General features: G+C 52.2%; 19 protein-coding genes. 6 read left to right on the forward strand and 13 right to left on the reverse strand.

All coding sequences use genetic code 11. The features are described 5' to 3' along the window. Positions 1-108: 108 nt before the first annotated feature. The 11 genes from E2566_RS00335 to bcsR all read right to left on the reverse strand — a co-directional run bounded on the left by E2566_RS00335 (position 109) and on the right by bcsR (position 14,596). Positions 109-483, reverse strand: coding sequence for a hypothetical protein (locus E2566_RS00335; RefSeq protein ID WP_107168628.1), 375 nt, complete (start codon positions 481-483; stop codon positions 109-111). A 352-nt stretch (positions 484-835) separates the two neighbouring features. Then, complete coding sequence (locus E2566_RS00340; RefSeq protein ID WP_205942461.1) at positions 836-1,165, reverse strand: zinc ABC transporter substrate-binding protein; 330 nt, start codon at positions 1,163-1,165, stop codon at positions 836-838. Positions 1,166-1,223: 58 nt separating this feature from the next. After that, a complete protein-coding gene (locus E2566_RS00345) occupies positions 1,224-1,688 on the reverse strand; it encodes a DUF4279 domain-containing protein (protein ID WP_107168630.1) in 465 nt (154 codons plus the stop codon). A gap of 210 nt (positions 1,689-1,898) precedes the next feature. Continuing rightward, a complete protein-coding gene (locus E2566_RS00350; protein WP_107168631.1) occupies positions 1,899-2,417 on the reverse strand; it encodes a hypothetical protein in 519 nt (172 codons plus the stop codon). Positions 2,418-2,423: 6 nt separating this feature from the next. Continuing rightward, positions 2,424-3,656, reverse strand: a complete 1,233-nt coding sequence (locus tag E2566_RS00355) for a ShlB/FhaC/HecB family hemolysin secretion/activation protein (protein WP_240618616.1) — start codon at positions 3,654-3,656, stop codon at positions 2,424-2,426. A gap of 294 nt (positions 3,657-3,950) precedes the next feature. After that, complete coding sequence (bcsC, locus tag E2566_RS00360; RefSeq protein WP_107168632.1) at positions 3,951-7,430, reverse strand: cellulose synthase complex outer membrane protein BcsC; 3,480 nt, start codon at positions 7,428-7,430, stop codon at positions 3,951-3,953. Then, positions 7,412-8,527, reverse strand: a complete 1,116-nt coding sequence (gene bcsZ, locus E2566_RS00365; RefSeq protein ID WP_107168633.1) for a cellulose synthase complex periplasmic endoglucanase BcsZ — start codon at positions 8,525-8,527, stop codon at positions 7,412-7,414. Before bcsZ ends, bcsC begins: the two co-directional genes overlap by 19 nt. A gap of 6 nt (positions 8,528-8,533) precedes the next feature. After that, complete coding sequence (bcsB, locus tag E2566_RS00370) at positions 8,534-10,876, reverse strand: cellulose biosynthesis cyclic di-GMP-binding regulatory protein BcsB (protein WP_107168634.1); 2,343 nt, start codon at positions 10,874-10,876, stop codon at positions 8,534-8,536. Between the two features lie 74 nt (positions 10,877-10,950). After that, positions 10,951-13,650: a UDP-forming cellulose synthase catalytic subunit gene (gene bcsA, locus E2566_RS00375; protein WP_107168635.1), complete on the reverse strand. Its 2,700-nt coding sequence runs from the start codon at positions 13,648-13,650 to the stop codon at positions 10,951-10,953. After that, positions 13,647-14,384 carry a cellulose biosynthesis protein BcsQ gene (gene bcsQ / locus E2566_RS00380; protein WP_014917066.1) on the reverse strand — a complete coding sequence of 246 codons (738 nt, stop codon included), beginning with the start codon at positions 14,382-14,384 and terminating at the stop codon, positions 13,647-13,649. The genes bcsA and bcsQ overlap by 4 nt, the downstream gene beginning before the upstream one ends. A 2-nt stretch (positions 14,385-14,386) precedes the next feature. Further along, positions 14,387-14,596 carry a cellulose biosynthesis protein BcsR gene (gene bcsR / locus E2566_RS00385; protein ID WP_165800637.1) on the reverse strand — a complete coding sequence of 70 codons (210 nt, stop codon included), beginning with the start codon at positions 14,594-14,596 and terminating at the stop codon, positions 14,387-14,389. A 515-nt stretch (positions 14,597-15,111) separates the two neighbouring features. On the opposite strand from bcsR, the gene bcsE reads away from it, so the two are divergent. From bcsE to E2566_RS00415, 6 genes are all read left to right on the forward strand, one after another. Then, positions 15,112-16,701, forward strand: a complete 1,590-nt coding sequence (gene bcsE, locus E2566_RS00390; protein ID WP_107168721.1) for a cellulose biosynthesis protein BcsE — start codon at positions 15,112-15,114, stop codon at positions 16,699-16,701. Further along, positions 16,701-16,919 (forward strand): cellulose biosynthesis protein BcsF, encoded by a 219-nt coding sequence (gene bcsF, locus E2566_RS00395; protein ID WP_080965276.1) that lies wholly within the window; start codon positions 16,701-16,703, stop codon positions 16,917-16,919. The genes bcsE and bcsF overlap by 1 nt, the downstream gene beginning before the upstream one ends. Before the next feature lies 1 nt (position 16,920). After that, positions 16,921-18,582 carry a cellulose biosynthesis protein BcsG gene (bcsG, locus tag E2566_RS00400; protein WP_107168636.1) on the forward strand — a complete coding sequence of 554 codons (1,662 nt, stop codon included), beginning with the start codon at positions 16,921-16,923 and terminating at the stop codon, positions 18,580-18,582. A gap of 487 nt (positions 18,583-19,069) precedes the next feature. Beyond that, positions 19,070-20,218 carry a HAMP domain-containing protein gene (locus E2566_RS00405; RefSeq protein WP_107168637.1) on the forward strand — a complete coding sequence of 383 codons (1,149 nt, stop codon included), beginning with the start codon at positions 19,070-19,072 and terminating at the stop codon, positions 20,216-20,218. A 318-nt stretch (positions 20,219-20,536) separates the two neighbouring features. Then, on the forward strand, positions 20,537-21,829 hold the full coding sequence (locus E2566_RS00410) for a dicarboxylate/amino acid:cation symporter (protein ID WP_107168638.1): 1,293 nt from the start codon (positions 20,537-20,539) through the stop codon (positions 21,827-21,829). 408 nt (positions 21,830-22,237) lie between these two features. After that, complete coding sequence (locus tag E2566_RS00415; protein ID WP_107168639.1) at positions 22,238-23,740, forward strand: M16 family metallopeptidase; 1,503 nt, start codon at positions 22,238-22,240, stop codon at positions 23,738-23,740. 67 nt (positions 23,741-23,807) lie between these two features. On the opposite strand, the gene kdgK is transcribed toward E2566_RS00415, so the two are convergent. Beyond that, the gene (kdgK, locus tag E2566_RS00420) at positions 23,808-24,740 is read right to left on the reverse strand and encodes a 2-dehydro-3-deoxygluconokinase (RefSeq protein WP_107168640.1); all 933 of its coding nucleotides are present in this window, start codon (positions 24,738-24,740) and stop codon (positions 23,808-23,810) included. 167 nt (positions 24,741-24,907) lie between these two features. Further along, positions 24,908-25,930 carry an inner membrane protein YhjD gene (gene yhjD / locus E2566_RS00425; protein WP_107168641.1) on the reverse strand — a complete coding sequence of 341 codons (1,023 nt, stop codon included), beginning with the start codon at positions 25,928-25,930 and terminating at the stop codon, positions 24,908-24,910. Between the last annotated feature and the right edge of the window lie 26 nt (positions 25,931-25,956).

The raw sequence follows: 25,956 nt of genomic DNA on the forward strand, positions 1-25,956 counted from the left end.
CGCGAATGTGCTCGCTATCGAAATACCAAATCCTAAGGCTTCTTTAGCCTCAAGATGAGGTCAATTAATTATTTTTTTGGCGGCCCATAAGGGCCGCTTTGTTATTTATTAGGATTGCTTATCAATTAATCCCAGTAAAGACATATCATAGAGAAGGTCTGATTTTTCTTCCTCGGTGATCTCCTCTAACAGCTGTTCAAGAGGATGTTCAACGAGAATTTTTTCTATCATCTCTCTATGGTATCTTTCGGTTATTTCTGGCCCTCTTCCTGCGATCATAATTAAAGATAAGACTTCAAGCATCAAATTTTCAATGGGGAAATAATAAGATCCCTCTGCTTGATCATAGGCATAGCCAATCTCTTGAAAGTAAATATTTTCTATTTCTTTCCCTTTGTTTTTAACAAATATCATGTTTCTACAGCAGTCATAATATTTAATTAAAAATGATTCTTTTATTTCTTTATAATAAATATGTTCCATTTTCTAGTCCTTTCTCCCAAAAATAAGCCTGACACCATTATTATCTAAGACATAAACTTTAATTTCAGGTTTTTTTTCTGAAATTTTTCAATAACACCTAAACAGTTTTCACATGCTGGTTTTTCAGTGAAAGTAGTTTTATTATTGATTTTGGTGATCGTCTGTGCAGCCACTTCTAAGAAATGGCCTGTTCACCGAATGGTAAATAGGCTTGCAATTTAAATGATATCAATTAACTATAGGTCGACGTTTTTTATGTTCATATTTATTTCCCATGAAAATGGATTTTTTAACTATTCACAACATCCATGAATTAAATTTCATGGATGTTGTCTAAATTACTCTTAATCTCTTATTTTGGACCTTCCCACAGAAGTTTCGACTTCATTTCTTGTGGAACCATTTCAAAAAGAGATGATATAAGTTCTTTTTGTCCACTATAGATTATTGAAATGCCATCGTTACAATTCTCAATATAATACCTTGCCTGATTGTTAAGAAAATAGATGTCGTGATCTTCAAAATCTGGCGTCAAGATAGTATAAACTAAGTTATGGACAAGTTCCGCTTCATAGTAGCATGATAAATCAGATGATTTTTTATGTTGTTGCATGCTCCTGATATAAGGAATGGAAAGTAACAACATCTTTATATATATTTCGTTCTTTTTTAATTTTTTCATGAATATGATGGCTCCTCTATTTATTAGTGTGTTGTTTTAAATCAGATACTTTATGATGTTATTCTTCAGGAGAAAAATAGATATCAAAAGCACACTCTAGATCTAAATCAGCTAATGCCTTCATCTGCTCTGGCCATAGTACTGGGCCAGAGTGACCGACTGCCGACCACCATACACAGCTGAGTGTCATCTTAACGCCAGGTATATTTTGTAGTTTTTTTAGACCCTCTTGGCAAGGATCAAGCTTAGCGATAATCCAATCAATATGATCTCTTAGGTCTTTTGAAGAAATGAAGTCTTCGGATGACAGAAACCATCCTGATGTTTTTACTTCACGGGTTCGACCTAAACTATTTGTTTTTCTATCACCAATGATATTTTTCTGAGTCGGTTCAATATTGAGGATCGCGCTAACTTCATCAGGGTGCATCTCACCAGGATAAATCAGCAACTTTGCGCGACACTCCAAACATGTCTCATAGTTCGGATTTGGCGGTGTGATTCTTGAATTAACAGTGTTCATGGTAAGTAATCCTCAATATTACCAATTATGTAAACCAATTTATCTATATAATTTCCGAATTTTCTGCTCTATTTTTAAATTATCTTCGGTAATTTCCATTCAAATTCTCCTCCTAAATGATCTGGAAAGATTCTTAATAATATTTTTATTATTTAATTACCCCTGAGCCTATGGTTGGCTCAGGGGGATGGGTTTTATATTATTATCATGTTATCTAAGCCAAAATGGCAGATCATCAGGCCCCAGTGCATCATACTGTTCGAGGGGACGATTTTCATCCTCGATAAACCAAGGTAAGTCAGAAATAACGGTTTTTACTGCTTCGTATTCATACCCCTGATATGAATTGAAAAGATGGTAATTTATTTCAGCAGATTCCACACACTCTAAGAATGCTTCGAAATAACGCTTGAATATATCTGATAGCATAGCTTGATTCGGATTTATCCAGCTTTTTTCTCGACAGCCTATCATTTTATGATCCCAATCAATTGATGTACTGGGGAAGATAGAAAACAAGTCTCTTACTCTATTCATTTTTTCTTTAGCAAGTGATAGTTCTTCAAGGCGTAGATACCTCTTGTAGAGTCTATCAACTAAAATATCCCAATCTGTATCTGGGTAGTTCAATTTTGTTAAATTGTTAATACACTGAAAGAATAGTGAAAGATCATTGACTGTGCCCAGCTCAACGACTAAACCTCCACCACTGAATCCTATTGTTTTCATTCTGTTTTAAACCTGATTGATGAAGGGGTAATACTGCCATTGGATCTCTCGGCTATACTTTTTCTGATAACTGCTGTTTTCCTTTGTGTCATCTGTCGCGCCCCAGCTCCGCAGGCCATGGCTTAGCATCGGGTTGAGCGTAAAATATCCCCCGACCAGCGTGGTGCTATAGCTGAGCCCAAGGCTGGCGCTACTGACCGTAGGGCTGCTGACCTCGAGGCGCTCACCCGCCATCCGGTTCTCGGTGCGTCGACGAGAGAGCGCGCCATCCAGCGCCAGCTTCTGCTTCCCATCCCGATAGAGCGTTCTGTTGAGGCTGAGCCGATGAGTGTTGCTTTGTCCTTCATAGCGATACGCGCTGCTGCCGATCGGGATCGGTTGGAAAAAGTCATTCCAGGCGTATTGGTAGCCGAGCGTCCAGTAGCCATAAGGCAAAGACATCCCGCCCGATAAGGCTTTGCTGCCGTAGTTATGGCTGAACGCGCTATCGCGGCTGGCGGTGAACCACCAGCGATCGGCGAGCCGCAGCGGGTTATCGAGGGTAAGGCGGGTCGAAAGCTGTTCGCGCCCCGTGTTTTTTTGTCCGCTGTTGTCAGCGCTGAGAGAGAGGGTGACAGGACGGGCTTGCGTGGTGCGCTTGAGATAAACAATCGAACTCCCTGCTTGTTTTCCCGGTTGAATATCAATGGCAACCTGCTGCGAAGGCAGACGATTCAACTGTTCCATCCCTTGTTCGATGTCGCGCAGATTAAGAATATGTCCTTCCAGCCTAGGGAAGGCCATCTTGATTGCGAGTGGCGTTTCCCCTTCCATGCGAATAGCTTCTATCTTTCCCTCGCTGACGCTGATGATGAGCGTGCCGCCGGAGAGGTCTTGCTCCTGTAAATAGGCCTGACTGGTGACAAAGCCACGATTGAGGTAGGCATTGGTGGTTTCCCTCACGGCGTTATGGATTGTGGCTAAATCAAGGCAGCGGCTTTGGTAGCGTTGCTGAATGGCCGTGCGATCTTTCGCTGGGAGCGACTCTGCATCATGAAAGACAACTTTTTGGATGGGGAAGCAGACGGCATCTCTTGTGGTTGGTGCGGTGACCGCCGGTATTGTTAAGGTTGTGCTGTTTTCCAGCGATAAACGCTGCTGTTTGGCCTGTTCCAGTAATGACTTTTGTTGGAGTTCCAGCGCATCTCGATCCGTTGGGCTGATGGCGGTGGCGGCAAAGGTTGAGCTGCTGAGACTCAAAAAAATAAGGCTTATAAAAGAAAGGGTTTTACACAAAATGAACGCAATCCTTACGTTGATTTACATTTTGCGCTTATATACACAAATGCCTTATGCCGTGGCTAGGTAAAATCGATACCCGATAGAAATTCGACAGAATGCATTGAGAAGTTTAATTTATGAGAATAAAAATGATAGTCATTATCATTTTTATATAATTAGGCAGATAACTCTATCGCAAGATAGCGTTATCTTTATATTTATCATAGGGTTTCCGCTGTGGTGGAAACCCTATGAAGTTTGAAGCGAGGAAGGCTATTTAAAGTCTGCGTACGGCGTAAGCGGTTGCGGCGGGCTGTCGAGATCGCCCTGCCAGCCGGCCGCTGAGTAGCGCAGGTAGAGGAGACCGTGGCTTGGGGTATAGTCCTTCGCTTGCTGAATATCAATACCGACACCCAACGTCCAGTGTGAGCTGAGGCGGCGTTCGACGACTGCACGTGCCGTATAGCCGAAGCCGGAACTGCTACTTCCCTGCTCGATGGTGTCTCTGTCGGTGAGCGCGGCGTTACCGAGCAGGCCAGTTAGCGGATAGCGGCGCTGGTCTTTGGTAGAGGAGCGTGACCACGACAGCGATCCGCCAAGTTCCCATGACCAGTTTTCTGTCCGCTGCCGATAGTTTACCGGCACGCCCAGCGAGAAGTATTGCTGTGGACTGTAGTAGCCGCCCTGACCGAGTGAATAGCCGCTTAAGTCTTTCTGGTGGCGCCACCACATGCTGTTCAGGCCGACCGTGACGCGTCGGTTATCTTCGTTAATCAGCTTGTAGTAGTAGCCTGCCATCGCACGGGCGCGATCGTTATCGGCCACGTTTTTACCGGTAATCTGGTGGACGCTGAAATCACTCCAGACGCCGTGTGCTTCGCCCCGATCGTAGCTCAGACCAAGGCTGACACCCGCCGCACGTACGCCGCCCCAGGTAATGCCGGTGCCCGGATCTCTGGTGCCGCCGAATGCCAGTAATGAGCTGGAGATCGGACGGCGTGAGGCGGTCGCTGTCCAGCCGATCTGGCGCCAGTCGCCGCTGTAGCTGGCACCGCCGACGACATCGACGACGTCAAAGCCGAGCGGCGTGGTGCCGATATCCGCTGACCAACGGTTGTTTTTCCAGCCTGCGGCGACGCTGGTTCCGGTGGCTTTCTGTGATTTCCCGTCGAAACAGTCCCGCGTGGCGCAGGTGCCGAAGGTTTCTCGGTAGGCACCGGTACTGTCTGCTGAGAAGGAACCGGCGTTCATCTGCACAGTATCGGTGCGGAAGAAGACGCGGCCATCGTACAGCGGCATATCTAACTGCAACAGGGTGTTGTGGGCGCTTAGATCGGAAATCCCCCCGGTGCCGCTTGAACTCGAGTAATCATGATCGAGGGTGACGGTAATATCCTGTTTGCGATACAGGTCTGCGGCATCGGCGCGGATGCTGCGTTGTAGCCAGTCGTCGCTGCGATTATTACGCGTCAACCGGGTGTAGTCGTCGTCACTTTGTGGCAGCGCGGGGGTAATGCCGCTGGCGACCATGGCCTGTTTATAGTCCTGCTTTGCCTGCTCTGGTTGAGACTGCTGCTGTTCAACGCGCGCTGCATCGCGATAGACCAATGCTTTCCCCTGACCGATCGGTTCTTTCTGTGCGTCGATTTTTAGCTGACGGAAAAGCGCGGTCGATTTTTGTGGATTCCCTACCGCTTGCCAGGCGTTGGCGACGCGCCGTTGGCCGTTGAGTGTATCTGCTGCCTGCGCTGGAAGCTGGTTCAGACGCTGACGCGCGTCATCTTGTCGACCCTGTGCGATAAACGCGTCGATCTCACCTAATTGTGCATCGGGGTTCTGCGGTTCTCGTGTACGAATGCGTTGATATTCCGCCAGCGCCGTCGCGTATTCACCCCGAGCCAGCGCCCAGTCTGCCAACAGCAGGTCGATACGGGAGTCTGTCGGTTGCTGACGCAGAAATGCAATGGCAGCGGATTCGTCACCCGCATCGCGCATCGCTTCCGCTTTCGCCAGCGTGGTCTGAATTGTCAGGCGCTGGGATAAATCGCGCATGTCATCGCTCCACTGCGCAGTAGGCAATGTGTTCAGGTGAGCGAGTGCTTGCTCATCCCGGTTGGTGGATGACAGGTAAAGTGAATAAACATAGTTTTTTTCCGCGTTGGCTGGTGGAACGGCAGCAGCACCGTGTACCACGCTGTCCGCCTGCTGCGTTTTCCCCTGTTGGCGCAGCACTTGGGCATAGTGATAGGCCAGCCAGACGTCATTCGGATCTTGCTGGTTCGCCTGACGATATTTTTCCTCCGCCTGCGCCCATTGCTGCTGTTCTGCCAACTGATCCGCCTGCTGTTTCAGGATGTCGAGTTGCAGCGCCGCCAGCGTCTCTCGCATTGTATTCTGCTGGCTGCGCGGCAGGCTGTTGAGGTAAGCGAGTGCTTTCTCCGGCGATTGACGTTGGTAAATACCGACCAGACCGCGCAAGGCGTTGTCATTGCCGGGTTCGAGATGTAACGCCTGTTGGTAGAGCGGTTGTGCGGCGGCATCATTTTTACTGGCAACGGCCACGTCGCCCAGACCAATCAGCGCATAGGCATTGGTGTTATCCATCTGGCGTGCCTGTTGATACTTCTGCCGCGCCAGCGGTAGATTGTTGGCCTTCAGCGCATTGTCACCTTCCGCAATGGTGGTCCAATACTGTGTGCTTTGGATGAGTCCTTCCCATTTGCCGCTGTTCAGGCGATTCACATCCGCCTGTAATGCCTTCTGGAACTGCGCCAGTGCTGTTACCCGATCGCCTGCACGCAGGTAAACCAGACCAATTGCACCGATTAGCTCAGGATCGTTTGGTGTGGCAGCCAGCGCTTTATTTAACTCGCCAAGCGTGGCGCTATTGCCGCCGCCATCCTCAATCTGTGCCAACGCGCGCAGCCGACCTTGATAAACAGGGTCGGCGAGTATTCCCTGCTGACGACTGAGTTCTTTACGTGCAGTTTCCGCCTGCTCACCTTCATCAAACACGGTCAGAAAACGGTTTAGTTCAGCCACGCTTTGTGGCGTAACCAGCATCCGGCCGATAATTTCCAGCCACAGCGAAGCCGCCTGTCCACGCCCGACAGGATCGTTAGAAAGCTGCTTCAGTAGAGGATAGGCTTGTTCGTTACGATTCTGACTAAACAACAAGCGCGATAGCGCCATGCGCAGCGGCACATTATTCGGATAGGCCTGATCCAGCGTTTCCAGTTGCTTAATGGCAAGAGGTTGCTGGTTTGGCAAACGTGAAACCAGACGCCAATACTCCACGGCAAGATCGAGTGTGGGTGGGTCGCCGTGAAAGAGCGCGTCGTACTGCACTTTGGCTTCCGCATAGTGCCCAGATGCTGATAACAAGCGCGCCTGCTGCAATTGTTTACGCGGCTCTTCCTGCGTCAGCGCCAGCGTCATTGCTGACTGACGGTAGATTGCAGAGTCGGGTGCCACAGCCTTCAACTTTTCCAACTGCTGGCGAGCCTGCGCCTGATCGCCTTGACGCAGTACCAGCCGCAACCTGGCAGCGATAACATCGGGGTTATCCGGGTTGATCAGCTCCAGTCGATAGAGCGACTGGCGCACGATATCGTCTTTATTGCTGGCTTCTCCCAAACGCACCTGATCCATCAGGAACTGCTCTGGTGATGCGGTTTCTGCGCTGTAGGCCTGCGGTGCCGCAATCAACAATAACGGGAGGAGTCGCAGCCAGTTTACGGTGTTGTTGTGCATTGGCTGCCTCGGGACGGTAAAAGTTGGCCTTGTGACGTGAAGCGGTAGCGCTTCTCATCCCATCCCTGACCAAAGAGCGTCAGGGATGCAGCGAAATAGGCATTGTCGCCCGGTGGATTCGCGGTGAGCCGTTGTCGCTGGGCCGCTAGTGCATCCGGCTGGCGTGATAGCATTGGCAGCAGTGAAGCGGAAAACCCTACCGGCCCCTGTCCGGTGACGGCACCTGTTGCCGTGTCCGTTTTTTCAGGTGGTAGCCCTTGTTGGATCGTGTGTTGAATCATGGGCTGAAACTGTTTGATCAAGTCGGCTTTTCCTCTGCTGCTATCAGCCATCATCCCCGCCCATAGATAGACGCGAATGGCGTCATAGCTACCGACATTGGGTTTGGTGGTATCGGGTTGCCAGCCTTTGTCTTTTTGCCAGATGACCCAATCAGGCGAAAACCCTTTCGGCGCGGTTTCCAGCAGCAGGCGCTGCGTGGTGCGCTGCATGTTCTTCCACGTTTCACCCAGCGGAGCAAAGCGAGCCAGCAACTGTGGCGGCAGGTAGCTGGGGTTTACGCGCCAGCTTTCTTTTTCTGCAAAGCCTACCTTGCCAGGCAATAGCATCACGCCCAGCCCCGGAATCGTCACGACCTCTTCCTTAGCAATACGTTTAAGCAGTGCCGTCCCCAGCGTTTTGTAGCGCGTATCTTTCCACAACCGACCCGCTTCAAGCAGGTTATAGGCGATCCACAAATCGGCGTCGGACGCGGAGTTAGGGTCGAGCACCGTCCACTGCTTATCTTTGCTTTCTCCCCACAGCCAGGCGGGTAGGTTGGCACGTAAATCGCCTGCGGACAGGTTGTTTTCCGTCCATTGCAGCAGCCGATCAAACATCTCTCGATCGTTGGCGACCAGGGCAAAGAACATGGCGTAGCTTTGCCCTTCAGACGTGGTGATTTTATTGGGGGCGGAGGTATCAATCACCCGCCCTTGCTCGCTGATGTAATACCGTTTGTACTGTTCCCAGGCGGGCCAGTCACAGACGGCCGCGGTGGCTAGGGAAGCCCATAGCCACAACAGCGTTGGGATCAGGTAGCGCAGCACGCGTGGCATGGTGCGTTAATCCCTTTCATCTGGTGACAGGCGACGGCGGCTGAAGAATTTCAGGCCACGCCACAGCAGCCAGGCAACAATAATCACGGTGAGCGTCGATATGACCGCGAGCCAGATGGGATGTTGTGCTAATGCGTGCCAGATACGTTCCCACCACGGCAGATGACCGACGTAATAAACGTCTCCGACACGCAGATTATTGATGCCTGACTCGCGGATGACGGAAACGGAACCGAACAGCGACGCTCTTTTCTCGCTGTCGATTAGCGCGTTGTTGAGTAACGCATAGCCCTGTGGACTATCGGCCAGTAGGGCGACAACACTGCGCTGGTCGTGATACGGGGATTGAAAGCCAATAATCGCCGACATCGCCCCCGCGCTGCTGACGGTGGTTTTACTGTCTGGCTTCGCGTCAGAATCGGGCGAGCCGATGTCTGGGATAGCGGTCTGGCGTATCGGCTGCTTGATCCAACTTTGCGTTTGCTCGACCAGTAGATTGATCTTGCCGTCGTCATGCAGTTCAGGCGGGATCGCGCCGATCATCAAAATATCGCTGTCCTGTTTGTCGACCTGTGTCCAATCATCGCTGAGCTGTACCGCCAATGCTGGGTAGCCAGTTTGTGCCCCAATATTGCCGATGGCGTTCAGCATTGCGCTGACCTGAGCGGGTTGAGGCTGTTTGTTCACCAGTACCAGCGTTTGTGATAGGTCAGCCAGCCGGCTGAATGGGTAGCCCGCATTGGCAAAGGCACGCAGATCCGGCATCGCCATAAAGTGGCGATAACCAGAGAAGTTAATGGTTGAATTGCTATCGATGACGGCGTGATTCACGACCGGTGTATAGGTTTCACAGCGGTCAGCAGTGCCGCTGGAGAGCAGCGTGGTGTAATTGAAATCAAAGCGCAGCTGGTTGATGGTGCCGAGTTTCAACGCAGGGATAGTCAGGGTTTTGTTGGAATCCAATAACCCCTGTGTGAGCGGCAAACGCATCAACAGTGAATTCTGGTCGTGTTCCGCTGCCAGCGAGAAGGCTTGTACAAACTGATTATTTAGATTGATGCTCAGACGTGAACCGTCCTGCACCTGCGGCGCGGTGTAGCGATATTTCAGGCGCATATCGATGCCCTGACTGCGGATAAGAAACAGGTCAGGCGGCAGGTTCATCGTCAGTGAAATTGGCCGAGGTACGATACCGTCGGTCTGCAACTGCTCGTTATATTGCTGAAGCTCGGCGAAGGTCATCGGGCGGTCGGTGCGTACCCAGTTTGGCGCATCATACGGTTGGCGTGGGGCGAGCTGTTCGACCTTATCGATGGTAACGCTTTGCCCACGGAACAGCGTGTTCCCCTGTGCAATGCCCTGCACGGCGGTGAGCAACTCATTATCATCACGACCCTGTACCAATAACAGCTTAACGTGGGGATCGTTAGGGTGGCTGATGATAGACACTGTCGGTCCGTTTACGGCCGGGGCATCATGCAGGAAATCAGGGCGCTTGTCGTTGGTGGCGAAAACAATGCCGTGGCGATCTGGCAGTTGGTTGAAAAGAGCAGGGAAAGATTGCCCACGCCATTGTGCTTTGCTGCCAAACCAGGAGGCGAGCATGGCGGCGGCACGCTGTTGCACCAGATCCGGCTGGCCGGCAAAGACAATAGGCAGCGTCAACGGTCGCGTATCGCGACTGTCAAAAAATGGTGCGGGGAACGGCGATAGGTCGTCCTTCAGCGTCAGCTTCTGGAATTGCAGATTGAGCGCGCTGGCTTTGCTGACATCCAACCACAGGCTGGTGCTGGCTGGATTTTCACAGATGTTTTGATAATGACCGACGAACACCAGTTGCAGGCGGTTGAAGTCCGTGATGTAGCGCGGGTCGATAGGAATACGGACGCGGCTGGATTTACCCATCTGCTCTTTGCTAATGGTGGTGACGCCCATCAGCTCATTGTTCAGGTAAACCTTGATATGAGATTCGGTGGGGATTAGCGCCGGTGACGGCGTAAATTCGAGGTCAAGCGACGCCTGCGTGACCACCTCATCACTGCGAACGCCGAATTCAATCTGTCCGTCGGGATTAATACCGCGCAGCGCAAAGGAGCCCGGTGCAGGCGCAATTTGCGCAAACGGCAGCACCATGTTGCGCACGGCGGCGTTGGCTGACGGTTGCACCAGTGGGATCGTGGGCATGTTCGTCGTAGACATGCCAGTCGCTGGCGCGGCGGTGGCAGCATTGGCGGGTGGCAGGGCGGCACCTCCCGCAGCCGGAGTGGGTGCGTGCGGCGCGGTGACAGCCTGAGATAATGAGCTGACGCCTAAAGCCAATGCGGTGAACCAGATTATTTTTTTCGTCATTGTGTCATCATCAATGTTAAGGGTCTTTTTCTTTGTCGGGAAAAAGACCGTTGGTCACGGCCTGTGAATGGCAATCAAGCCACTGTCTTTTCTGTAAACAGGTTCTCTTGTGCAAATCGCGTTTCATGGGCAGATGGCGTATTGCCCCGATGTACGGCCTTTTTCGCCAGTACAGCATCTGGCTGGTCAGTTACTGCGCGTCTTCCTACATAGCGCGGGATGAATGACACAACCCACACCACGACGTTGAGGAAGGCCAGGATAATATTGCGTATCACTGGCGGTGCGTAATCTGCCAGACGCAGGTAGCCGCGAAAGCCAAGTGCCAGTACATCGACCAGACTTTCGACCGGTTTATCCTGCGGGAAGCTGTCTTGCCAGAGCGCCCAGGTATCGGCGCGGGCAAAGGTACATTGAATGAAATCAATATGCTGGCGGATGCTCAGGTTGGTCATGCGTAAGCCAATTTTATTGTCGAATGCGCGGGTGACGCTGAAAGGGAAGGCGTACTCCTGCTGGCCGCGTTTTAGCAGCAGCGAGACGTTGTCTCCGACCTGAAGAATACCTGATTCACGGGCTTCAACGCCGACTCCGCCGTCAGAGTAGTCGCGCAAGACGCAAGGGAAAAGGTGGCCATCGGCACGGAGGATGGAAGCGGACATCGACATTTCCACCCGGTGGGCCTGACGTACCTGCTTGGCTTCTACGGCAACCGCGACGGCTCCGCCTAAAATGGTCATGTTGTACACGACCCACAGCAGGCTGATGAGCACCGTCATGATCTCTTCCGGCGGCCCGTAAATTAGACGCCAGAGGCCATACACGACCCCTGCGATATTCAGCAGCACCAGCACCAGATAAGGTCGCGTAATCACCCAATCGACATGCTGTTCTTCCACCAGTCCGCCTTTGGCCGTCACGTTGAATTTCCCTTTGTGTGGGTTAAACAGCGCGACGGTAGTCGGGCGGGCGATGTACCAGGCCAGCACGGTTTCATAGATCTCACTCCAGAACGAGTGACGGTAGCGTCCCTGAATGCGCGAGTTGGTCAGGCTGGCGTGCACCATGTGCGGCAGCACGTAGAGCGCAATAGCTAACGCCGGGGCGAAGATGATGTAAGCATGCATCAGGAGAAACGCCAGCGGCGCGGTCAGGAAGATCAGCCGGGGAATACCGGACAGAAAGTGCATCATGGCGTTGGCGTAACACAGCCGCTGTCCTAGCTTCAGCCCTTTGCCGAACAGCGGGTTATCCAACCGGAAAATTTGCACCATCCCGCGCGCCCAGCGAATACGCTGACCGATGTGAGCCGAGAGACTCTCGGTTGCCAGTCCCGCCGCTTGCGGAATGCGGATATAGGCTGAGCTGTAGCCACGGCGATGCAGACGCAGTGAGGTGTGGGCATCTTCCGTCACTGTTTCGACCGCGATGCCGCCAATCTCATCCAGCGGTTTACGCCGCAGAATGGCGCAGGAGCCGCAGAAGAACGTGGCATCCCACATGTCGTTACCGTCCTGAACCAGACCGTAGAACAGTGTGCCTTCATTGGGCGTACGGCGGAAGCGTCCCAGATTGCGCTCGAACGGATCGGGCGAGAAGAAATGGTGCGGTGTTTGTAACATCGCCAGCTTTTTATCTTTGAAAAACCAGCCCATGGTTAACTGCAAAAAGGAGCGGGTAGGGACGTGGTCGCAGTCGAAAATGGCAACGAACTCGCCTTTTGCCTGCTTCAGGGCATTGTTGATGTTCCCGGCTTTGGCATGTTCGTGTGTGACGCGGGCGATGTAATGGACGCCGACTTCTTCTGCGAAGGCCTTAAATTCGGCGCGGCCGCCGTCATCCAGAATATAGATGTTGAGCTTGTCTTTAGGCCAGTCGATGCCTAGCGCGGCATACACCGTTGGTTTCACCACGCTCAAGGGTTCATTATAGGTCGGGATCATCAGATCGACGGTCGGCCACGTATTGCTGTCTTCCGGCAGTGAAACCGGGTGGCGGTTCAGCGGCCAGATCGTCTGGAAATAGCCTAGCACCAACACAACCCAGGCGTAGGTTTCCGCTGCGAGCAGTAACAGGCCACATACCAGGCTGACAGGGTCGTCCCAGTTCAGGGTTTCGGTATAGCGCCACCACAGGTAACGGCAGGAAACCGTGAAGGAAAGGGCAATCATCATGAGCGTCGGCATGCGTCCCGGCATGTTGCGAACGAACATGGCGATGCCCCACAGCAGCGTCATGAAAATAAACTGCGACAGCAAATCAAACGGCTGCGTGATGCACAGGAGTGCCAGCGCCGCACACAGCAGACTCAGTGCCACCGTGACCAGCCTTTGTACGCGGTTCGTCGGTGTGGTGCCTGATTGACTATCTTCGCGTTCGTTCGTATTCGCGTGGCTAAAGCGGGCGAACAGCGCTTGCTGCGCGTTCATGTAGCGTTGCCGCCAGCGCGGCAGCGCGGAGAAGTAATTGCGGCGCGATGTCGGCAACTGGCCATTTTTGATGGTCAGCAGCCAAATACCCTGCGTCACATAGCGAAGCACATCGGCTGGGCGCGGGCGCTGAGGCGAGATGTGCGGGAACCAGTAGGTTCGCTGCGCGCGAATCTGTTGCCATCCCTCAGACTCCAGCCGCAGGACGATCCAGCCGAGTATCGCAAACAGCGTGGCGAAAAAGGCGGCAAAGGCGGAGGCACCCTGCTGACGATAGCTGCGGTAGCGCCGCTGTATCGCCTGTCTGGCGGGCGGAACGAGGAACAAGCGCAGGATGCCACTCATACGCCGCTTTCCTTAACGTGAATCAGGCACCAGTTTGCCAGCGTCATGATCTCTTCCGCTGCCACGCTGTCCGGGCGACATTCGCCCAGCGGTTGCTTCAGCATCAGCGATTCTGCTAAGGCTTCGTCACGGTGTACCACCAGCGGCAGCAGGTGTGACAGCGTGTGCAGCCAGAGCTGGTGCAAATCCTGTTGAAGTGTGCTGAGAGTAGAAAATTGATTCACCAGAAAATGGCACTGGCGCGGCAAGGCCTGCTGATGTAAGCGCGAATGGCAGTTGGCATCGGCCACCACCACCTGAAAAACGGTATTCGCGGTGGCTAACGCCTGCCGCGTGAGCGGGCTATTGTCTGCCGGTACATCGATCAGTATCCAGCGATGGCGACCTGCCGCGCTGAGCTGTGCCAGATTGTTTTGCCAGAGTGCGGGGTGCTGGTGGTAATGCTGTTGGAGCGTCGCGATCTCCTGTGTATTCAGGCGACCAAACGGCAGGAAATCCAGTCCGGGGAGATATTGCATGGCACCCGTTTGCCACGGCGCGCCATCGGCTTCCGCTCGCGCCCAGCCGCGGCGCTGTTCAAACGGCATATTAAAATTAATGCGCAGCAAGTTGTCCGGCGAAAAATCAATCACCAGTGCGGATTCGCCCAGCCGTTGGAAGGCCCAACCCAGCGCGGCGGCGATTGAGGTGGTGCCTACGCCTCCGCGGATTCCTTGCAATGCAATAACGGGCATTGTCAGTTGCTCCCAGCCGGTTCTTTTAATTCATCCAGCAGCGGCCAGCGAGCCATCATTTGGCTCAGACGCGCCTGACGGGAAATATCGATATAGCTTATTTCAGGCAAAGAAAAAGCCTGACTGAGAACCCGTAGATCGTCGTCGGTTCTTGCATTTTCGGTTAAATCGGCGCGTGCGCTGGTATCTATACGAGTCGGTTCGTTATTCATCCCATGCCTCTGAAATAGGCTATCCATTATCATTGATATCGATAAAGGGAAAACATCCAAATAACAGATGTGGTGCGTCTTTTACTGCACCCATAACAGACAGTCTGGCAGATGAAGGGTTACGCCTCTGCTGTCTTTAATAAGGAGTCAGGTGTGCCCGTTAACTATAGCAATGAATTGATGATTGCAATGTGAATAGGAAAAAATAGTAACGGGTGATTTATCAAGGGATAGGAATAATTTATAGCGCAAAGTTGTGATCCTTCGGGGGGCTGCTAGAGTTTATTTTGACTGCGTCATTCTCGTCATACTTCGAGTTGCCTATGCGTTGACTTTCTTAAGTACCCGGCCCGCCGTAAAGGGCTGCGGCAAGCAGCGTTCAAATCTGCTCCCAGCAGGTTTGCTACTCCAGTCTCCTACTGGTGTATGTCTTATAGCCGCCTGCCTGCAATTCGAATTATCTAGGGAATATTTAAGGGTTGGTTGCTGCCATTAACGGAAAAGAAAATCAGTCTATGAAGCAGAACTTTTCATTAGGTATCCGTCACCTTTGGGATGAGTTGGCTACGCTCCAACTGGCGGGATTTTATTGGGTGAATATTGACCGACAGGTTGATGCCGCATTATTTTGCCAACAAGTTATGCATAGCCAAAATAACGACGCGAGAGTGGCGTTAATCGGCTGTGGGGAACGGTCTGACGCGCTGTTGACGACATTGTTTAATACCGAAACAAAACAGTTATCTTGCTATATATTGCCGGAAAATAAAGCCGCGTTGCTGAATTTAACCGATGACTTGATGCGCGCATTACGTCCGAAACATCGTCTGTTAGTGCTTTATGCTCCCGCCAGCCTGTGGAGAGATATCTCACCGGAAAGACTACAGCGCTGGGTGGATGACACGGCAGTATGGCTACATCAGCGCCAATGTACGCTGGTGGTTCTCAGCCATAGCAGCGGCGTAACCCGTTTGAGAAATATGTTGATCTCCCAACACCGCGGGCTTTACGGCTTGGCCAGCCTGCAATGGCAGCAGGATCGCGCACAGTATCTGGTGTCATGGTGGGCAACGGAAAGAGGCGTGCGGGCGAATAAGGTACAGATGCTGCAACCCGATCATGGCGGTTGGCAAATGCTGGCGGAAGAGGAACCCATCCTCACACCATCTCTGAATGACGATGGGCTCTTTCTGATGGAAAAGAGCGTGATGGAGGGTGCCCCCGCGCTGTCAGAAAATTGGCAGTTACTGGACGATAATGCCATTTTGGTACAAACCGGCATGTTGACGAATGCGGCGACGCTCGTTTTTGCACTGAATCAAACCAATCAGGTGGATACACTCGTCAAACAGGTTCATAGCCTGCGGCGGCAGCGTGGTGAATTGCTGAAGATTGTGGTGCGGGAAATGAAGCCCTGCCTGCGCGCCAGCGACGAACGCTTGTTATTGGCGTGTGGCGCAAATCTTATTGTCTCCCATTCAGAACCGCTATCTCGCTTCCTGACACGGATTGAAAGCGTGCAAGGGCAGCGCTTTACTAAACATGTTCCTGTCGATGTCGAGGTTCTGCTGACCACCATGCGGCCGCTGCAAATTAAGGGCTATCAGCCGCCTGAGACCTTTCGCCAGTCTGTGCAAATGTTGATTGATAGTACGTTGATGCCTGAAGGCAGCAAAGGCGTGCTGGTGGCATTGCGCCCGGTTCCGGGGGTACGAGCAGCGCAGGTGCTGACGCTGTGCACGCTGCGGCGTTTTGGTGATGTCGTCACGATCGCGCAGGGCCGTCTGTTTTTATTTCTGTCTAATTGTCGTTTGAATGAATTGGATATCGCGCTGAAGTCTATCTTCCGTCTTCCGGTAGATGAAGTGTTCAGTAATCGGATTGTGTGGTCACAAGACTTACAGATTTTAGCGGAAATCAAATCGTTGGTGCAGGACAGCACTTCCGGGCAAGAACAGCAGATTAATGATTACGTCCAATTGCAGCAGACCGAATCTGCACCACGCAGCCAAACGCCGCGGCGTGAGCCTATTGCGATTGATTTACTAAACCCTGATTTACTGGGACCCGATTTACCGACCCGTGTACCGGGAGAACCATCATGATGAACCTGATTGATATCGTTCAACTGGTGCTATTAAGCGCAGTCATCTTCTTTACGCTCGGCTATTTGGCGCACCGTGTGATTCCCCACTGGCTTCAGTATTGGAAAAACAGGCTGTTGTCACCGCGCTACCTGAAGCCAGCAAGTGTCTGGATGCGTAGCCCTTCTTCAACCAAGACGGTCTCAACCAAGCCGACTTCAGCAGAGACTAAAAAATAAAATGGACGAAAAAACACGCAAGCAACAGCAGGATACGCAAAAACAGCAGGATATATGGCGCTACTGGCGCGGGCTCGGTGCCTGGAATGTGTATTTCTTGCTGAAATTTGCCCTGTTATGGTTTGGATACCTGAATTTTCATCCGTTGCTTAACCTGGTATTTCTGGCGTTTTTGTTGTTCCCGATCCCCAATGTCACGCTGCACCGCTGGCGTCATATTATTGCTATCCCACTCGGTATTGGGCTTTTTTACCACGATACCTGGCTGCCGGGCATCAACAGTATTCTCAGCCAGGGGACGCAGGTTGCTGGCTTTAGCGCCGCCTATTTGCTGGAGCTGTTAAACCGCTTCATTAACTGGCAAATGGTCGGTGCGGCTGTGGTTATCACCGTGGCCTACCTGTTTTTCGCGCAGTGGATTCGTATTACGGTGTTTACCGTGGCGGCGCTGACATGGCTAAACGTTGTCAATCTGGCAGCCCCTGCCGTTTCGCTGATGCCGACGGCCTCGATGGCACCCGCGCCCTCGGCGGCGGCTTCCCCAGCGGGTGGAGATACTGCGCTGCCTGAAGCCACGTTACCGCCAACGAACGCGAACCTCACCGCTTATCTGAACCAGTTTTATACGCGAGAGAAAGCACGAACTACGGCCTTTCCTACCGCGCTGCCACAGGATGCACAGCCGTTTGATCTCCTGATTATCAACATTTGTTCGCTGGCATGGTCGGATATAGAAGTGGCGCAGTTGGAAAATCATCCGCTGTGGAAGAAGTTCGATATCCTGTTCCGTCAGTTTAATTCCGCTACCGCGTATAGCGGACCGGCGTCAATTCGCCTGCTGCGGGCAAGCTGTGGTCAACAGTCTCACACCGATTTGTACCAGCCAGTGAACCAGCAGTGCTTCTTGTTCAGTAATTTGGTGAAACTGGGTTTTGAAGAGCAACTGATGCTCGATCATTCCGGCGTCTTTGGGAATTACCTGCGTGAGGTGCGTGAAGAGGGTGACATTCAGATTCCGATGCTGTCACAGGAGGGCATCAGCCACCAGATTACCTCGTTCGACGGTGAGCCGATTTATAACGATTTGGAGCTGTTAAATCGTTGGTTGGGTGAGCGAAATAAAGCAACGCCGACGCGTAACGCGACCTTCTTTAACCTGATTCCGCTGCATGATGGTAACCGCTTCGTGGGCACCAACCAGTCGGCTGACTATGCGCCACGTGCAAAGATTCTGTTTGACCAACTGGATGCTTTTTTTGACGTGTTGCAGAAATCTGGTCGCAAAGTCATGGTGGTGGTGGTACCGGAGCACGGCGCAGCGCTGGCTGGCGATAAGATGCAAATGTCTGGCCTACGTGATATTCCCAGTCCGAGCATCACGCATATTCCTGTCGGCGTAAAACTGTTTGGTTTGCAGGCCCCGCATCAGGGCGACGCGCTGGAGGTGACGTCACCGAGCAGCTATCTGGCGATTTCGGAACTGGTCGCACGGATGGTGGATGGCAAAGTGTTCACCGCACCTTCTGTGGATTGGCAAACGCTGGCGAGCACGTTGCCGCAAACGGAAGCGATTTCGGAGAATGAGAACGCGATCGTGATGCAATATCAGGGAAAACCCTACATTCGTTTGAACGGCGGAGACTGGGTGCCATATCCGCAATAGCGTCAATCGCCATAACATAGTGCGAATCGTTTAAGTATCGAGATACACGGGGCGACCACCGGGGTGAGGCATCTCTGCGGGAATCTCCCCTTGTGTTTCCCCTAAAAACGGGCTTAAGTGAGCAGGAGTAGCCCGTCATCACACGTCTTATCGGGTAGCGGCGAGGCTGCTGCCCGCCTTTCTTCATCGCTCGTTATCTTCGCTCTGCCCCTGAATCGCTATGCTGGCTTATACAGGGGATATCCCCTATTCTGAGGCCGCGTTACGGCTCCCACCAAAGGGAGCCTAGGATTAAGATGAAATCCCCTGAGCACCAGCAGAAAACAGCGTTGAGGCGGCGATAAGCTGCCTTATACTGTTTGCTGCGCGTTACTGGTGCGCGTGGCGGTGCGTTTTTCGCGCTGGGTATGGGGCAGATATTCAGATCTGCATAAAAGGTTGACGGAGAAAGCGCTTGCGGCTCAGACGTTCATTAACGATTAAACAGATGACAGCCGTGTCTGCCGTGGCACTGGTGACAATCAGCCTGTTCATCGTCATACAGCTTTTCCACTTCGTTCACCAGCGCCGTGAAGATTATGCCAAGCAGTTGGAAAGCATCGCGTATTCCGTGCGTCAACCACTGACGGACGCGGTGCTACAAGGGGAGGTGCAACGCGCTGGCAATATTCTGGATAGCTTGCTGCCGGTTGCCTTTCTTAGCCGGGCAGATGTATTGCTGCCGGATGATTTTCAGACGCTCCACGCCAATTTCCCGAAAGAACGCCCGGTGCCGGACTGGATCGCGCGGGTCTTTAAGCTGCCGATCCGTATCTCTATTCCACTCTATTCGCCACCGCAGACGCAATATTCGGCACCGCTGGCGCATCTGGTCTTGCAGGCAGATTCCTATCGGATGTATCAATTTATCGTCAGCACCTTTTCAACCATGTTGGCGACGTATCTGCTGCTGGCGTTGATTATGTCGATCGCTATTACCTGGTGCATTAACCGACTTCTGATACACCCGCTGCGTGGGATTATTGTCGAGTTACAGAATCTACCGCCGGATGCGATGCTTCACCGACCCCTCACGCTGCCACCCTGGCATCAGGATGATGAGCTGGGCGCGCTAGTGCGCAGCTACAACCGTAATCAACAACTGCTGGAGCAATCTCTCTCTGCCAGTACTGAAGGTGTCGGGTTGCCGGACAACGCGCATTTTATACGACGCCTTGAGCAGCGTCTGGCGGATGCGACTCCGTTTAGCCTGCTCGTTTTTGGGCTTGATTCCTCCGCCAGCCAGAGTGATATGGCTGCGCTGGCGAAGCAATTCTGTGCGGTGATAGAAGAACAACATGAGGCAGGGAGCCTTTATCTGGCGCGCCTCGATTGTGACGAGTTCGCTATCATCGGGAAGACGCTAGAATCCGCTGGACGGGCGCAAGATTGGGCACAAAACGTGATGCTGGCGATTAATTCCCCCTTTTTACCTACGGGATCGCACCCTGCTCGGGCTGTCAGCGCCGGTGTCCTAACGATTACCGACCCTCGGCCAGAGGAGGCGGCACTGCGTTTGTCGCAGGCGCGTTTCGCCATGCAGCTGGCGCGGTGTGATAAGAAATGCGGTATTCATCTCCTTATCGCGTCTTCCTGAGTATTAAAAGGTAACGGAAATGTTACTTTTTATCGTGGTATTCCCTGAACGGCATCTTCCCCGTATAGCGGGGCTTTGAGAGCTTTTTACGGATTTTTTATGCTGTAAAAATGTGCATCTGTTACAAGTAAATTGCACTGATGTTTCTTTATAACTCTTGCTGACGTGATTCAGCTCTTGTTTTTAACCTGTCGTTCACAAACTAAACTTATAAAACATTCTCAGCTTGTTATTGCAATGTTACTTTCCGGCGCAATCACAGGCGGCATTTTCGTACCCTATTCCCCTCCTGTGTTTTCCCCACCATAGGACGTATGTATGAAAACATCAATTTTTAAAAGTCTTTATTTTCAGGTTCTTGCCGCCATTACGATAGGGATACTGTTGGGGCATTTCTACCCCCAGCTTGGTGAGCAAATGAAGCCTCTGGGCGATGGGTTTGTTAAATTAATTAAAATGATTATTGCGCCGGTTATCTTCTGTACGGTCGTAACCGGTATCGCAGGCATGGAAAGTATGAAGTCGGTCGGTCGTACTGGTGCGGCCGCTCTGCTGTATTTTGAAATTGTGAGTACGATTGCGCTGATTATCGGTCTGGTCGTGGTCAACGTGGTGCAACCAGGCGTGGGAATGAATATCGACCCGAGTACGCTTGATGCTTCTGCGGTGGCGGTCTATACCCAACAGGCTTCGCAACAGGGTCTGATTCCATTCCTGATGGATGTGATCCCGGCGAGTGTGGTTGGTGCGTTTGCTAGCGGTAATATCTTGCAGGTTCTGCTGTTTGCTGTGATGTTTGGCTTTGCGCTGCACCGCCTGGGGCCAAAGGGCAAGGTCATTTTTGATGTGATCGACAGCTTCTCCAAGGTCATTTTCGGCGTCATTAACATGATCATGAAATTGGCTCCTCTGGGTGCGTTCGGTGCCATGGCCTTTACCATCGGTAAATATGGCGTTGGTACGCTGGTGCAGTTGGGGCAACTGATCCTCTGCTTCTACATCACCTGTGTTCTGTTTGTATTTCTGGTGTTGGGCAGCATTGCGAAAGCAACGGGCTTCAGTATCTTCAAATTCATTCGTTACATCCGTGAAGAACTGCTGATCGTACTGGGTACGTCCTCTTCTGAATCCGTGCTGCCACGTATGTTGGAGAAGATGGAGAAGGTCGGTTGTAAGAAATCTGTCGTCGGGTTGGTTATCCCTACCGGCTATTCGTTCAACCTTGATGGCACCTCCATCTATCTGACAATGGCGGCAGTGTTTATCGCTCAGGCAACCAACAGCCACATGGATATCTGGCATCAGATTACGCTGCTGGTGGTGCTGTTACTGTCCTCTAAAGGCGCAGCAGGCGTGACGGGAAGTGGGTTTATTGTACTGGCAGCAACGCTGTCTGCCGTAGGCCATCTGCCTGTTGCTGGTCTGGCGTTGATTCTGGGTATTGACCGCTTCATGTCAGAAGCTCGTGCGCTGACCAACCTGATTGGTAACGGTGTTGCGACTATCGTGGTAGCAAAATACTGCCGCGAGCTGGATGAGAAGAAACTAGACGCTGAGCTGTCCGGTAACAATAAGGGCGATAACGCGGCCACGCCAACGGCACAGTCGTAATTCCAGCATGCAGTTGTAAGCATGTAGTTATCATGTAAGCCTGGTTCTCGTAAGCCTAGTTTTCTAAATCAATTCCCTACGGCGCTCTGCACCGTGGGGAATTCTTTTGTCTGTAAATTTTTTGTGTGTAAACAAGCTGCACCCAACTCAACGGTTTTCCTCCACTTTTTGAACGTCCCAAAACGTAAAAATATTGTTAAATATGACTATTTTTATCTTTTTTGCAGATTATTTCACCTCCTGAAGTGACATAGACAAAAGCGCGCTGTCCAAGGGAATGGTACACTTCGCGTCTTCAATTTTTTTCCGTGATATATCCACGAGAGTGTGCGGTGGCAGACGCAAGGCCACCATAATGATCAACAATAACCACATTATTATGTTGGATAGCTATAAGTAGGGGTTCACATGCAGGGCACCAAAAAGGCGCTTTTCGTTGGTGGTGTGTTGCTGGCCATGGTCAGCAGCAGCGTGCAGGCTGAAGCACTACAGCCCGATCCTGCCTGGCAGCAGGGTAAACTGGACAATGGTTTTACCTGGCAGTTATTAACCACACCACAGCGCCCCGGCGATCGGGTTGAGCTACGTCTGGTTGTTAATGCTGGATCGTTGCTGGAAAACGCCCAGCAAGTGGGCTTTGCACATTTTCTTCCTCGTCTGGCACTCGCGCCCGGTGATAAGCTGTCCGCTGCTCAGTTGCCTTCCATGTGGATGCGTGACGCTAACGGTTCACGCGTCCTGCCCCCGGTCATTGTTTCGTACGATTTCACGTCGTATAACCTGAGCCTGCCGAATAATCGCCCGGAACTGCTGAAAGAAGCGTTGGCGTGGCTAGCGGAAAGCGCAGGGCAGATGACGTTCGACGAAAAAAGGCTACAGGCCGCGCTGAAGGTTCCCGATCAGGTGACCACCTTTCCGATTAACCCGCAGGACCCGAGCTGGCGCTATCGCCTGAAAGGCTCACCCCTATTGGCGCACGATCCGGCTCAAGACGTTAAACCGCCGCTGAATGGCGAGCAACTTCAGCAATTTTATAAAACCTGGTATACGCCAGATGCGATGACGCTCTACATCGTTGGTCATGTGGATAACCGCAACGTGATCGAGCAGATCGGTAAAGCCTTCTCCCCGTTGGAAGGCAAACGCGAAACGCCTGCGCCGCTGCCGACATTAAGCCCGCTGCCACCACAGGCGATTAGCCTGATGAATAACAATGCTCAGCAGGATACGCTGTCGCTGATGTGGGATGCGCCGTGGCACCCGATTCGTGAATCTCAGGCGCTGGTTCGCTACTGGCTGGGTGACATGACGCGAGAAGCGATGTTCTGGCACCTTCAGCAGGTGCTCGAGAAGAGCCCGCAGAAGGGCAACAATCTCCGTTTCGACTGCAACGTGTTTTATACCCGCTCTCAGTGTGCAATTCATATGGATGTCCCGAATAGTGAGAGCGTTGAGCCGAGTGTGATATTTATGGCGCGCGAGCTGGCTACGCTGCGTGAAAAAGGGCTGACACAACAAGAGTTTGACGCGTTGATCGCGCGTAAGACGGACGAGTTGAATAAGCTGTTTGCCACCTATGCACGTACCAGCACGGACATCCTGATGGATCAGCGTTTGCGATCCCAGCAGAATGGTGTGGTGGATATTGCTCCCGAGCAGTATCAGAAACTGCGTCAGACTTATCTGTCTGCCTTAACGCTTGATATCCTGAATCAGGAGCTGCACCAGCAACTGGTACAAGATACGACGATGATGTTGATCCAACAGCCGGGTGAACCTGAAGCGAATATGAAGGCGCTACAGGAAACCTACGACCAGATTATGACGCCAGCCGTCGAACCTGTTGCCAGCGCGTCTGCGGCAGCGTCTGAAGACGCTAAATTACAGGACAAGGCTCCCGCTGCGCAGTAATCCCACGATCCGTAAAGAGAAAAGGCCGCAGTCGCGGCCTTTTGCTTATTATCACACGACGTCATGTTTACGCAGGCATCGCGTCAAGCGGGATGATCGCGCCACGGTATTGAATGACTGTGCTAGCCGTCAGGTGACCGCGCTCTGCCGCTTCCTGCGTGCTGCCGCCGTTCAGGCGAACTGATAGATAGCCCGCGCTGAAGGAATCACCTGCGGCCGTGGTATCAACCACTTTCTCTTTTGGCAATTTTATTGCAGGGACATCAACCAGCGCTTGTCCGCGCTCTGACACGATACAGGAATCGGCACCGCGTTTGATGACGACTTCGCTAACGCCCAAACCGTGCGTCCGTTCCAGCACCGCTTCCAGCGGCTTTGTTCCCCACAGCATGTCTTCGTCATCCAGCGTCAGGAAGGCAATATCCGTACAGGACAAGATGTCGGTGTAGGCCTGTTGCGTTTCTTCCTTACTCTGCCACAAGCGTGGGCGGTAGTTGTTATCAAAAATCACTTTACCGCCGTTGGCGCGGCAGGCGCGCAGCAGAACGAGGAGACGCTGACGGCTTTCGGCATTCAGAATCGCTAGACTGATGCCGCTCAGGTAGAGATAGTCAAATTGCGCCAGCGCCTGACCAATTTTTTCTGCTTCCGGGCTGTCCAACCAGTAGCGTGCCGCGGCATCGTTGCGCCAATAGTAGAATGTGCGTTCGCCGCTATCGTCGGTTTCAATGAAATATAAACCGGGCAGTTTGTTATCCAGCCGCTGAATCAGGTCGGTTTTCACCCCTTCGTTTTGCCAGGCGGCAACCATCTCTGTACTGAAGCTATCGGTGCCGAGTGCGGTCACGTAATGCACGCCCAGCTTTTCAGCGTTTACCTGACGGGCAATGTAAACGGCAGTGTTCAGCGTATCGCCGCCAAATCCACGGTTAAGATCCGTGCCCTTCTGCGACAGTTCGATCATGCATTCGCCGATTACGGCAATGTTAGTAGTTGTCATCACTTTTGGCCTGTTTGAAAAGGTACCCTGGGACGCGAATTATTCGGGTATAAAAAACGCGAAATTAACCTCAGTCTCAACATTACGTGAGACTGAGTCAATAGCCTTGAAACGATGTTTTATTTTTTCATGACGCAGATCGGAAAACCAGCGCTTTCCCGCTGTTTTTAGCGAGGAGGGGGCGGTTCTTTCTCTTTCTCTTGTTCGCTCTGGTCTGTCGAGATGTCGCCTTTGTAGTTCGCCGTCGCGATCCAGGCAGCGCAGAAAAGCGTTAGGCGCGCGAAGAAATAGAAGAACGCCATTAGGCCAATAACCGAGCCGAACGCAGCTCCTGAAGGAGAACTCGCGAGTTTAGGCAGCGCGACGGTCATCGCGAACTTGATGGCTTCAAAACCGACGGCGGCAATCAGCGTGCCGCGAAAGAGTGCTTTTCGTTTGGGTTTATGACGCGGTAAAACAAAAAATATCCATAGAAATAACAGATAATTGGCAAATATAGAGATGGATAGCGCAATCAGCGTCAACGCGGGGCGCAACCACTCAATGCCATCCAGCCCCAGCGCGGTCACAATCATGTTCTGCGCGGTGCCAGCAACGGAAGTCAGGAAAAGCGTGATAATTAGCGCAATAACCAAACCGGTCAGCGACAGGAAGTCCCGCGTGTACTGAAAGTAAATTTTTTCTTCATCTTTTGGGTTCCGCTCCCATACGTCGCGCGACTGAGCGCGAATCGCTTCACGCAGATTTCCCATCCAACTGATACCAGAATAGAGTGCGATCAGCAAACCGGTAAGCCCGACGGTGGTACGCTGCTGTACGGCGGTGTTGACGGTACTTTTCAACGTATTAGCCAGATTGGGATCGCTGATACTGTTGACGATGCGGTTAATCAGCCCGGTCAGCAGGTCGGGGTTAGAGGCCAACACGAAACCTACGGCGGCAAAAGACACCATGAGAATGGGGATCAGCGACAGAAAGGAAAAATAGGTAATTGCCGCGCCAAACTGGTTGCCCATGCGATCGTTGAAACGTTCGCCTGCGCGAATCAGGTGTGCCACGCTGGGAATCGCCTGAATTCGTGCGGCCAGACGTTTGCTCTTGCCCAGAAACGAGAGCGGCTTCTGTGGCAATGTGTCCCCTTCTGGGGTTGACGATGTTGGTTTGCGATCCGGGTCTGCCGGTACAGGCATTGCGTTTCTCCTGTGTTCGGGATTAT

Source organism: Pectobacterium punjabense, assembly GCF_012427845.1.
Classification (GTDB): Bacteria; Pseudomonadota; Gammaproteobacteria; order Enterobacterales; family Enterobacteriaceae; genus Pectobacterium; species Pectobacterium punjabense.